This window comes from Leptolyngbya sp. FACHB-671 (assembly GCF_014695745.1).
Lineage (GTDB): Bacteria > Cyanobacteriota > Cyanobacteriia > Elainellales > Elainellaceae > JAAUTN01.
Genome location: NZ_JACJOV010000090.1, coordinates 1 through 11,021, shown reverse-complemented (window position 1 = coordinate 11,021; position 11,021 = coordinate 1). Strand labels below are relative to the sequence as shown.

At 49.1% G+C, this 11,021-nt stretch carries 10 protein-coding genes and 1 pseudogene; 7 read left to right on the top strand and 4 right to left on the bottom strand.

What is annotated here, in order from left to right:
• The 4 genes from H6F93_RS11985 to H6F93_RS11970 form a co-directional block, all read left to right on the top strand.
• A partial coding sequence (locus H6F93_RS11985; protein WP_277882843.1) for a glycosyltransferase occupies window positions 1-798 on the top strand: 798 nt, incomplete at its 5' end.
• A gap of 150 nt (window positions 799-948) precedes the next feature.
• A complete protein-coding gene (locus H6F93_RS11980) occupies window positions 949-1,404 on the top strand; it encodes a cupin domain-containing protein (RefSeq protein WP_190680976.1) in 456 nt (151 codons plus the stop codon).
• 73 nt (window positions 1,405-1,477) lie between these two features.
• The gene (locus H6F93_RS11975) at window positions 1,478-1,870 is read left to right on the top strand and encodes a YbgC/FadM family acyl-CoA thioesterase (RefSeq protein WP_199313658.1); all 393 of its coding nucleotides are present in this window, start codon (window positions 1,478-1,480) and stop codon (window positions 1,868-1,870) included.
• Between the two features lie 273 nt (window positions 1,871-2,143).
• Window positions 2,144-4,102 carry a ScyD/ScyE family protein gene (locus H6F93_RS11970; RefSeq protein ID WP_199313657.1) on the top strand — a complete coding sequence of 653 codons (1,959 nt, stop codon included), beginning with the start codon at window positions 2,144-2,146 and terminating at the stop codon, window positions 4,100-4,102.
• Between the two features lie 139 nt (window positions 4,103-4,241).
• Here H6F93_RS11970 and H6F93_RS11965 read toward each other — a convergent pair whose 3' ends face one another.
• On the bottom strand, window positions 4,242-5,462 hold the full coding sequence (locus tag H6F93_RS11965; protein WP_190680972.1) for a condensation domain-containing protein: 1,221 nt from the start codon (window positions 5,460-5,462) through the stop codon (window positions 4,242-4,244).
• 93 nt (window positions 5,463-5,555) lie between these two features.
• Here H6F93_RS11965 and H6F93_RS35770 point away from each other — a divergent pair, with 93 nt between their 5' ends.
• From H6F93_RS35770 to H6F93_RS11955, 3 genes are all read left to right on the top strand, one after another.
• Entirely contained in the window at window positions 5,556-5,708 is a 153-nt protein-coding gene (locus tag H6F93_RS35770) for a hypothetical protein (protein ID WP_524537935.1), read from the top strand.
• Window positions 5,705-6,046: a hypothetical protein gene (locus H6F93_RS11960; protein WP_524537934.1), complete on the top strand. Its 342-nt coding sequence runs from the start codon at window positions 5,705-5,707 to the stop codon at window positions 6,044-6,046. The genes H6F93_RS35770 and H6F93_RS11960 overlap by 4 nt, the downstream gene beginning before the upstream one ends.
• Before the next feature lie 261 nt (window positions 6,047-6,307).
• The gene (locus H6F93_RS11955) at window positions 6,308-7,462 is read left to right on the top strand and encodes an FAD-dependent monooxygenase (protein ID WP_190680970.1); all 1,155 of its coding nucleotides are present in this window, start codon (window positions 6,308-6,310) and stop codon (window positions 7,460-7,462) included.
• 128 nt (window positions 7,463-7,590) lie between these two features.
• Here H6F93_RS11955 and H6F93_RS34025 read toward each other — a convergent pair.
• The 3 genes and pseudogenes from H6F93_RS34025 to ggt all read right to left on the bottom strand — a co-directional run.
• Window positions 7,591-8,021: pseudogene (locus tag H6F93_RS34025) on the bottom strand (transposase); the annotation flags it as partial.
• Between the two features lie 259 nt (window positions 8,022-8,280).
• Window positions 8,281-8,775, bottom strand: coding sequence for a hypothetical protein (locus H6F93_RS11945; RefSeq protein WP_190680965.1), 495 nt, complete (start codon window positions 8,773-8,775; stop codon window positions 8,281-8,283).
• A 201-nt stretch (window positions 8,776-8,976) separates the two neighbouring features.
• On the bottom strand, window positions 8,977-10,761 hold the full coding sequence (ggt, locus tag H6F93_RS11940; RefSeq protein WP_190680963.1) for a gamma-glutamyltransferase: 1,785 nt from the start codon (window positions 10,759-10,761) through the stop codon (window positions 8,977-8,979).
• Between the last annotated feature and the right edge of the window lie 260 nt (window positions 10,762-11,021).

The window sequence follows — 11,021 nt, the reverse complement described above, 5'->3', positions numbered from 1 at the left end:
CGGAATCGAGTTGGTTATTCCTTAGATAATCGATTAATAAAGCCGATTAGACAGTTAACGGCTGAGTATCGGCAAAGGTGGAATTTACCTCCTCATACCCACCCAAATGATATATATTCCAAACTGGCTCAACTTAGCCAGCAGCCATCTGAGTTTGAGTTTCCTCGCAGAAACTTACCACCACACTTTCATTTCACTGGTCCCTACCATAGTGCGATTGGAAGAAATATCACGCCCTTTCCTTGGGAGCAGTTAACTGGGCAGCCCCTAATCTATGCTTCGATGGGAACAATTCAAAATCGTCTCCTATCAGTATTTGAAGCGATCGCCGCTGCTTGTGTCGGATTAGATGTGCAGTTGGTGATCTCGCTAGGAGGGGGGATGCCGTTGGAAGCAGTGTCAACCTTAACGGGAAATCCTCTTGTTGTCAGCTATGCACCGCAGTTGGAGGTGCTTAAAAGAGCTGCTCTCACAATCACTCATGCAGGCCTAAACACAGTTCTAGAGTCACTCACTTATGGAGTGCCAATGGTCGCAATTCCAATTTCAAATGATCAGCCTGGAGTTGCTGCTCGAATTGTTTGGGCGGGGGCGGGAGAGTTACTACCTATCGCCCGCTTAACTGCTGCTAGCTTGCAATCAGTAATTCACAAAGTGTTGATCCAGAATTCCTATAAGGTTCAGGCATTGCGTTTACAATCTGCGATTCAGAACTCTGGTAGAGTACAACAAGCTGCCAACATTATTGAAACAGTGATTGGAACAGGACAGCCAGTTGTCAGAAACACAGGCGAATAGCCACGCTGCACCTGACACGTCCTGATATAGTTGGCTGAGTTGCAAAGTTTGTCTGTGTCCGGTGATTGCGACCGTTAGCCTGCAAGCTACATTGAAACTGGGGTTGATTTCCATCAATTCAATTGCGGTTTATAAGAGAGGGATATTTCTATGGCGTTGCAAGGGGATCCGTGCTCTAATCATTCCTACACCTCTGGCTCATCTGATACTAATTCCACAGAGATTGTAACTCTACGCCCTGATACTGAAACTCTGACCCGCCAACGCTTGCCATATTTTGTGGGTATTTCTAATGCCACAACCGGTGCAAAGGCAATTTCTATGAATTTGGTGATTATTCCTCCAGGTGGGTCTGCCGAGCCCCATTTTCACCGTGATTATGAAACCGCAATTTATCTAATTAAGGGTCGTGTAGAAACCCGCTATGGTCAAAGACTCAAGCAATCAGTTGTTAACGAAGCGGGTGATTTCATTTTTATCCCTCCAGGCGTTCCACACCAACCCTATAATCTCAGTGAAACTGAATCAGCTTATGCACTAGTTGCACGCAACGATGCAAACGAGCAGGAGAATGTTGTTCTCTACAATCCAACTTTGGAGAGTTAAGTAGGCTTCAGAGACAACTGAGCCACTTCAACGTTAGCTCTCGAATGAGAACAAACGATCCACCACCCCAACGATGAACACCATGGAAGACAAGCTCTCTCGCCATCGCCTCAAGATTTATTTTGAAGACACGGACGCCGGTGGTGTCGTCTACTACGCGAACTATCTGCGCTACATGGAGCGTGGCCGCAGCGAGTGGCTGAGTGAGCTGGGCTTTGAGCAACGGCGGCTCTCTGAAGAGCAGCAGGTCGGCTTCATCGTCCGGCACGTAGAGATCTCCTACAAGGTGCCAGCGCGCCTAGACGATCAACTCGTTGTCTGCACCAGTCCACTCTCGCTTGGTCGGGCTGGGCTGGTTTTGCTCCAAGAGGTTCAGTTTCACGAATCGGGTAGTACCGCAGTCTCCGCAAAGATCGATATGGTGTGCATCAGCACCCAGACCATGTCCCACCAAGATCCCTCCTGAGCTGCTTGAGAAGCTGCGCGCGTGTCTTCCGGAAGCAGAGGTGGTGTCCTGAAGAGGAAGAACTGCAATTACGCGCCACGAATTTGAAGGACACGCCATTTCTTATGAAGACGTACAACAGTATCCGCTGCTAACATCAAGCCCATAGAAAGTATTTGGGAACTGAAGCGAACTTTTTCCGAATAATGTTCGACCTCTTATCCGATGAAGTCACGAACTCGTCAGAAGTTGGAATCGATACAGTTAAGAGTGCTTGTCTATCGGAGCCTTACTGTGTTGAAAGCAACCCTAGCCTCAATTTCAATTGAAATACTAGCAAATCGGTTAGATAGTCCTCGTAAGCTGAGCTTTGGTCCAGATGGCGCACTTTACGTTGCCGAAGCAGGACGAGGAGGAACCGGGGCGAGTATTCCGTCTCCAAGTCAACCCGGCGCATTGTTGTCTTATGGCGCAACAGGCGCGATTACCCGAATTCAAAACGGGGTTGCAGAACGAGTTGTTACGGGACTGCCATCGCTGGCATTACCTGATGGAGGAGATGCAGCAGGTGTCAGTGACATTGAGTTTGATAAGGATGGCAATGCTTATGCGATCATTGGTCTTGCAAGCAATCCAGCCAATCGAGACAATCTTCAAGTCCCTGATTTTAGCCAGTTGATCGCGATCGATCGTTTTGACGGAGGTTCTTCCTGGACAAGACTCCGAGATTTTGGTGCTTATGAACAAAATAACAACCCTGACAAGCAAGATGTCACTACCAATCTTTATGACTTGCTGATTAAGGACAATACTGCCTATGTCTTAGATGCGGGTGCGAATGATCTGCTTCAGCGAGCCTTTGGTGGCGACCTGAATTTAGAAGCCGTCTTTCCACCTCGGACGACGATGAACCCACTCACAGGTGAATCTGTTGTATGGCAGTCTGTTCCCACCTCGATTACCGAAGGTCCAGATAGCGCGTTCTATGTTGGAGAATTAACTGGATTTCCGTTTCAAACCGGAACGGCACAAGTGTATCGGCTCAATGCGGAAGGCGAACCGGAAGTCTATGCAGGTGGGTTTACGAATATCGCAGATCTCGCTTTTGATCAATCTGGTGGTTTGTATGTCCTCGAATATGATGCAGATGGCATTTTGAGCGGAAGCGATGCAGGTTCGCTGATCTATGTCTCTCCAGATGGAAAAACTCGTACTACGATCGCAACTGATGAACTCATCAATCCCACGGGTCTAGCACTCGATTCTAATGGCGATATTTACATTTCTAACAAAGGCTTTATTGCTGGACAAGGGGAGGTGTTGCGGTTAAAGCGGGAAACCCCCTTTAGCCCTGATCCGATTTATGACCAAGTGAAGCGTTACACGACTACGATTACTGCTGATGGTGATCCGGCGGATATTTACTACCCAGTATTGCCAAACTCAACTCCCGATCAATTGCCGATCGCACTGATGCTGCAAGAAGCTTTCACCGATAAAGCAGACTACTCTAACTATGCAAAAGAAGTTGCACGCTATGGGTTTGTTGTGGTTGTTCCAAACAATGAACGAACCCTAACCTTAATGGATGGACAACCTCTTTCCGGGCTTTTGGCAGAGGAACAGCAAGTAAATGACGTGCTGGATCAAATAAAACTGGAAGATGCTGATACTGCTTCACCGATCTTTGAAATTGCTGATACTACAAATTTAGGACTTTTGGGAGACGGGTTTGGTGGCTTTGTGGGATTAGCCGCCATTCAAAATATTATTCGGTCTGCCTCGACCAGTGACTATACTCGACCGCCTGAACTCAAAGCAGGCATTTTCTACGGCACCAGCTTCCAGACAGCAGCCAATAGTGGTACATTTCCAACGATCGATAATCAAGATATTCCCACCGGACTGATTGCAGGAACGCTCGACAGCATCAATGATTTTGGTGAAGTGGCATCCACTTATGTCAAGATTCAAGATGCGCCGAAAGCGCTAATTGCAATTGAAGGGGCAAATCACTATAGCATTGCCAATACGGACAATCCGATGCTTGAGCCGAACCGTCCCACGCTTGATCAAGCAACGGCAAACGGCACGATCGGGCGTTGGAGCGGGTTATTCTTGCGAGCGCATCTGCTGGGCGATCAAGGTGCTTTCGATTATGTCTACAAAACAGGCGGCGATCTTGATCCAAACGTAAGTATCATTAGTCAAAATTCTCCTGCTCAAATTTGGTTGAATTTCATATCCAGTTGATCTTCAATCACAATGAGTTTGGTCGAATCGTTTGATCATTTTCACAGGTCTAGAACACTACCGGTTAAGTGGGTGCGTTTGGAATGCGCTGATGCAGGAATTTTGCAGGGAATTTGAGCGCGAGTTGAATGACTCGAGGCTACTCCACTGCCTGTTCTAAATGCTTCACGCCTTTGGATAACAAGGCAGTCGCCGCTCGCTCGCATCCCTCCATTCGAGATGTAGAGATAAGTGTGAGGGCGAGACGATCGCCCAAGGTCACGACACCAAGGGTCAACCCTCCGTCCACACCGGGCATGGCAACCGGGGCATGGAGCGCTGTAATCCGAACGTTGCCGTACTGTTGAGCCATATCAACGCGACCCAGATTGGTGACCGTTAGATGAGAGGGATATTGCGATCGCAGGTCTGCAATATAGGCAGCGGCATTGGTAAGATGCGCTACTATAGGCTGTCGAAGTTGGCGTTCCTCAATCAGTTGCTGGGCAATATCAATTTGAGAAAGTTGAGACTTCACTGATCGCGCAATATCCCAAAACTTAGAACCTTCCTGAAGAGAATGAGAGGTCACACAAAAGCAGAAGTAAATCCCAACGCCATCAGGCATCGGTAAAGATAGCTGCGATCGCACATTCACTGGATGGAGACATCGGATTGGATTCGCAAATTGCGGGGCGAGTGCAAGCAAAAATGCAGCGCTGATCGCACCATGTGCCGTTGTCTGTTCAGTTCGACTGCGTTGGATCAGATGCTGGGTGAGTTCAGTTGAGAAGACAACGGGGCGAATGTGGGGGGGAGAACAGCGAGACTGGGGGGGAAGATAATCTGTCGGCTTCAGGATCTTATCTGGATAGGGTTCGCTGCCCAGAAGCGCGGATTCGAGCGAGACTGCCGCAGATAGGTCTGTTCGTTCAAATTGTTTGCCAGCCAACCCTTGAATAATATCTCGCGTTATATAGACAGCCGATAGTCCATCAGCGATCGTGTGATGGCAAACGATTATCAGTTCCGATTCAGTCTCCGATTGCAGTAGCACGACCCGAAGTAGAGGCTCAGTCTGCCAGTCTAATGAGCGGGACAGTTCGCCTGCGACTTCTTGTTGCCACTGCTGATCCTCTGCTCTTGCAACCTGTCGCATCGGAATTTCGGCATCGGTTTCAACAAATTTGGGATATCCCATCGCGTCAGTCTCGATGCGAACTCGGAGCATCGGGTGACGCTGCTGAACTTGCTGGAGCGCTGCCCTGAGTTGATTGACGCTAAATTGCCCCTCTAGTTTGGCAACGGTGGCAAAATCCAGCGGACAAAACTGGTTGTACAGCCAATATAAATGTTCAAAGGCACCTAACTCTCTTTCCATTGCTATGCTCGTTCCGCTTAATAGATCTGCTGCACTGACCGTCTGCTAGTTAATAGCATCAGAACTTACGCAGCAGCAATTTAGACTGAAGAAATGAGCTTCACCAAACTCGACTACTGTCAATATCTGCTGAGTAGTCCGGTTAACTACACGGTTACAAAATTAGCTACTCATCTGCAAGGGATTAGCCACGACCGGATTAATCGCTACTTGCGCGGGGAGAAGTTGACCCCTCGATTGCTGTGAACAACGCGGAACCCCTGCTTCAAACGTCTGAGAATGCTTACGTGCTAAACGACTTATCTCAAGCGTCAACCGATGCCGTACAAGATGCGTGTGGTATCCGTTGGAAGATTAAGGAGTTTCATCATGAACTGAAGCAGTTAACTGGAGTCGAAGCTTGTCAATGTCGCAAAGCTCGCATTCAACGCAATCATATTGCTTGTGCCTTGCTCGTTTGGAGCCGTCTCAAGATGGTCGCTTATCAAAGCGGCAGAACGATTTATCAGATTAAGCATGGAATGCTCTCGGACTACTTAATTGAGCAACTCAAGCACCTGTCCGTTCAAATTCCCCTTGCGTAAATCCTATTTTATTCAAGTAAAAACTGCCATATGTAATTATTCATCAAACAATACTAGGTAACGGAGTGCAACAATCAAACCAACCTTTGCGAACAATTTCAGACCCTTCGTCCGAACAAATTCTGAACCCTGTCAACTAATTCATTCCTATACTTATGAACATTGCACTCTGGGGTTGGGGATCTCGCAGTCATTGTTTGTGACACAACCAATCGGACAGGGTTTAAGCAGGCTTTGATAAATATTGGCAGAGGTAGACCAATGGATATTGCAATTATTGGCGGCGGAATTGGCGGTTTGGCAACTGCAAATGCGCTGTTCAAGAAGGGATTCAAGGTGCAAGTCTACGAACGAGCACAAGCTTTGCGACCGATTGGTGCAGGTTTAAGCTTGACCCCAAATGGTTTGAATAGCCTCAATGCGATTCAACCGGCAATAGTTGAGTCAATAATGAGTGCAGGCAGCCCAACGCACACGCTTACGTTGAAACGTAGCACTGGAGAGGTGATTGCGTCAGAACCGATGACAACCATGCAGCAATATGGGCAGCCGATGTTAAATATTCAGTGGTCAAAGCTGCAAGCCATTCTTGCATCAACACTACCGCCCGAAATCATTCATCTCCAACATCACTGTGTTGGCTTTGAGCAGCAGGACAACAAGGTTGAAGTTCATTTTGCCAATGGAAAAACAGTCCAGGCAGATTTACTGATTGGGGCAGATGGGATCAATTCTGTTGTCAGGCAGGAGCTTATTGGGGATGGAACTCCGACTTATGCAGGGCGAATGTCTTGGCGTGCTGTCATCCAATATCCTCACGAGCAATTGTCTCCTAACATCGCTACCTTAGTGACAGCATCGGATGGAAAAAATATCGTGCTGATTGATGTCGGTGAAGGTTACACCTTTTGGAGTGCAGGTGTGCTATTGGCAGACGATTCTGTTTGTCAACAGGCAAGCGATGCTAAGGCACGGGTTCTGGAGTTTTTTGCAGGGTGGACAGAGCCTGTAGAAGCAATTATCGAAGCAACGCCTGAGGAGGACATTGTGGAGCGTCCCATTTGGGATCGACTGCCCCTACCACACTGGAGCAAAGGCAGAGTCACACTCTTGGGAGATGCGGCTCATCCGGTTGTACCCTCGCTCGGACAAGGCGCAAATATGGCGTTTGAGGACGCCTACGAACTGGCGGAGTATCTTTCTACTGCACCAGACATCGAAACGGCACTTAATGCGTATGAAAACAGTCGCGTTCCTCGTACAGAAGTCATCTACAATCGCAGTGCCGTCCGGGGTCATGACTCCTATCGACCGGATAGTGAAACTACTTTCGTTAAAATGATGAACCCTTCCCAGATGAGTCAGGATGACTTTCAAGCATGGCTTTACAGCTATCCTCCTTCCATATTCCATTGAGTTGTATCGCGTTGGTCAATATCGAATTATCCACGCCAGCACAAATATCACAACTGATGCCAACCATGCCCCTGCGACGGGACTCAGGATAGCCGCGTCAAAACTGCCCGTTGCAGCCACAATTGACCCTAGACAGGACTTACGCAAGAGACATTACGAACGGATGGGTGCTTGAGTTGCTCAATTAAGTAGTTTGACAGCATCCCATGCTTGATCTGATAAACGGTCTTGCCGCTTTGGTAGGCGATCGTTTTGAGGCGAGTCCAAACAAGCAGGGCACAAGCAATATGATTGAGTTGAATCCGAGCTTTGCGGCACTGACAAAGCTTCGACTCCAGTGAGTTGCTTCAACTCGCGGTGAAACTCCTCAATCTTCCAGCGAACCCCAGACACATCTTGTACAGCATCCGTTGAAGCTTGAGATAAGTCGTTGGTGGCGACAAACTCCGTCCTATTGGTAGAAACAGTGACCCTCCAGCAGTTTGACCTTCTTGTCTTTGGGAAAGCCCCGCACTTTGATGAGCTTGCCTTGTTGCAACTCTTGCTCACGCCAAAGGAGGAAGATAAGCGTTGGAAGCGGGTTGCAGCAGAGGTTTGACATTCTCTGCACAACCCGCTTCATAAAGTTCCCTCATTCAATCTATGTCTACTACGATGGTCGCAACAAGAACCAATAATTTCAGGACATAGATACCTTCTCCTGACCAAGCATATTGGGCTGCCTGTGAGAAAACTTCGGAACTTGTTCGAGCGAAGATTCAAACTATACCAAAAGCTGGGAAGAGCCCAAATCTTTTGCTCATTCACAGAATGTGAGATTACAAAACGCTGGGCCAAGCGATCGCGAACAATACGATGAGGTTGCTTGACCAAAACAACAGCAGTAGCCACAATACACTACTGACTAATCGGTACCGCGATCGTTTTTGAGTTGTTTTAATCATTTGCAAACCCTGCCAAAGTTGCCACACTCGAAATGCAGTATAGAGTGTACCAATGACCACCACTAAACTCGATAACCAAACCTCACTGACGATTTGTTCAGTGGCAATTTGAATCACAAGAAGCAGCAAATAGGAACCGAAGATCTTTCGTATTTTAGGACGTTTAAACCAAGCAATGAATGCAATGGTTGGCAGCACCAGTCCGATCGCGATCGCAAGCTGCATCCATACTTGGATAAACTTCAGTCCAGCCTCACTGTGTTCAATTGTTTGGCGAATTGGCAGCAATCTATTTGAAATCAACCAACCGACAAGCATCATGAACAGGGTTGCCAGCACGACAAATGCCAGCGACGTTCTCCAGCTCATTGATGATTTGTTAACAGCGTTCGAGTTTCGCATGACTAAATTACAATTCGCCAAAATCTGATCAACTGTTTCTTCGATGATTAAGTTGGTTGAGTCAATCCTCTCTCTAAACTTCAGATTTACTTGAAGAGATTGTACTCTAGTCTTGATTAAGGGTCTTCGCTTGCTCATTCACACTTTAAGCATGACAAGCAGGTGCACTCACGATCGCACCGTCATTGCCGCGCCGCCGCCGCGCCGACTCGGCTCTGCTGCTGCTGTCATTGTGCGATCGGGTCGAATCACAACTCCTGTTGCTGCACCGATTTCTGGTACAGGTTCGAGGACGTGACCCAAGGCAGAAAGCGCCTGACCCAGTTCAGTTGCTTCAAACCCGCTATCAACTTGCGTCACGCCGCCGTTGCGCTGGGAAATGCGTGGAGCGGCGATCGCCTGATCGATCGGCAGTTTGAACTCGATTAGATGCGTGGCAATCCCCAAAACGGTCGTGATGATCGTGGAGCCGCCCGGAGAGCCAAAGGCGATGACAGTGCCATCCGGGGCAAAAGCAATCGTTGGTGCCATACTGCTGCGTGGGCGCTTTTGGGGTTCGGGCGCATTGGGATGAGGGCGCGTCGGGTCGAAGTCGGTAAGCTCATTGTTGAGGATGAAGCCGTAGCCCGGAACGACGATGCCGCTGCCACCTGTCGCCTCGATTGTCAGCGTGTAAGAAACCACATTGCCGAGTCGATCGGCAACAGTCAGATGGGTAGTCGATAAGCCTTCGTGGTCACTAATCTGGGCAGCGGCGATCCCGGTCAAGCTAGGACTAGGATCAGATTGGAACGGCAGCGGATTTCCGGCAGTCGCTTTGGCATCACGACCTCCTGCCATCGCTCGATCGCCCACTTCTGTCCGTCGCAGGTCGGCATACTCGCGGCTGAGCAATCCAGCAATCGGAGCATCTACAAACTCCGGATCGCCCAAGAAAGCAGCGCGATCGGCAAAAGCAATCCGTTCTGCTTCGATCAGCTTATTGAGCGCTTGCGGACGATCGAGGCTGGCGAGGTCAAAGCCTTCCAGGAGCTTTAAGGCTTGTCCACCCGTGATGCTGCCGCTGCTCGGTAAACCCATGCCGTAAAGCTGATAGCCGCGATAGTCAATCGCAACTGGGGTTCGCACGTGCAAATCGTAATCGTCCAAATCAGCCATCGTCATGTTTCCCGGCAAAACCGCAAACGGCGGATTTTCGACGGTTGGTGGATGCTGCACGGTTTGAACGATCGCCTCGCCAATTTCACCGCGATAAAATACGTTCGGATTCTGGGCAACAAGCCGATAGGTTTTAGCCAGGTCGGGATTTTTAGAAATCGAGCCAACAGCGGGCGGCGCACCAGCAGGCAAATACAGATCGCGAGTCGAGCTGAAGGCTGCAAATCGAGCTTGATTCTCTTGAATCTGGCTGGCAAACGTGGCGTCCACGGAAAAGCCTTCTTCTGCCAGGGCGATCGCTGGGGCGAGTGCCTGCGCGAGTGAAACGGTGCCGTAGCGGTTCAGCGCTTCTGTCCAGGTCAGCAGCGTTCCCGGTACGCCAACCGCCAGTCCGCTGCTAATACGATTGGGCGAAAACGGCAGCAGCTCTCCAGTGGCGGGATCGTTGAACATCTCGACGCTGGTGGAAGCTGGAGCCTGTTCACGTCCATCGATCGTAATTACCTGATCGTCGGTTTTGCGGTAAATCACCATGAACCCACCGCCGCCAATTCCGGCTGAGAACGGTTCCACAACGCCCAAAGTAGCAGCGGCAGCAACCGCCGCATCGATCGCATTGCCGCCTGCTTTTAAGATATCAACGCCAATCTGCGTGGCGCGAGCATCAACCGTGGCAACAGCACCTCCTGACCCGATCGCAACGCTAGCAGATTGTGCCAGCACGAGCGGGCGGTTGATCAATACCCCTAAGGCAACACACAGCCCGATCGCTGCTAGAACTAGTCGATTTCGCATTACTTACTACATCCTCAAAATGGTGACATCGACGCAGCACAAGATTGAACCAAAAGGAGTACCCTAGTTTGGTGAGTCACTTGGTATGAATGTGTAAAAATCTGAGACACACGATTTTGTATCTCTACACTCAATCAGTAATGAAACGATGAGATGACTATCTTGACTGTTCTGCGCGCTAAGAAGATAAGAACGCTTGGATTTCGGGCGATCGCAACAAAACCCAGCTTGCAATCAGTTGGATTACAAACGGAATCAAT

Excerpts from the sequence above, each read along its gene's own strand:
- H6F93_RS35770 (WP_524537935.1), top strand. The coding sequence starts at position 5,556 with ATGAGCTTCACCAAACTCGACTACTGTCAATATCTGCTGAGTAGTCCG.
- H6F93_RS11955 (WP_190680970.1), top strand. The coding sequence starts at position 6,308 with ATGGATATTGCAATTATTGGCGGCGGAATTGGCGGTTTGGCAACTGCA.
- H6F93_RS11965 (WP_190680972.1), bottom strand. The coding sequence starts at position 5,462 with ATGGAAAGAGAGTTAGGTGCCTTTGAACATTTATATTGGCTGTACAAC.
- H6F93_RS11945 (WP_190680965.1), bottom strand. The coding sequence starts at position 8,775 with ATGAGCTGGAGAACGTCGCTGGCATTTGTCGTGCTGGCAACCCTGTTC.
- H6F93_RS11975 (WP_199313658.1), top strand. The coding sequence starts at position 1,478 with ATGAACACCATGGAAGACAAGCTCTCTCGCCATCGCCTCAAGATTTAT.
- H6F93_RS11980 (WP_190680976.1), top strand. The coding sequence starts at position 949 with ATGGCGTTGCAAGGGGATCCGTGCTCTAATCATTCCTACACCTCTGGC.
- ggt (WP_190680963.1), bottom strand. The coding sequence starts at position 10,761 with ATGCGAAATCGACTAGTTCTAGCAGCGATCGGGCTGTGTGTTGCCTTA.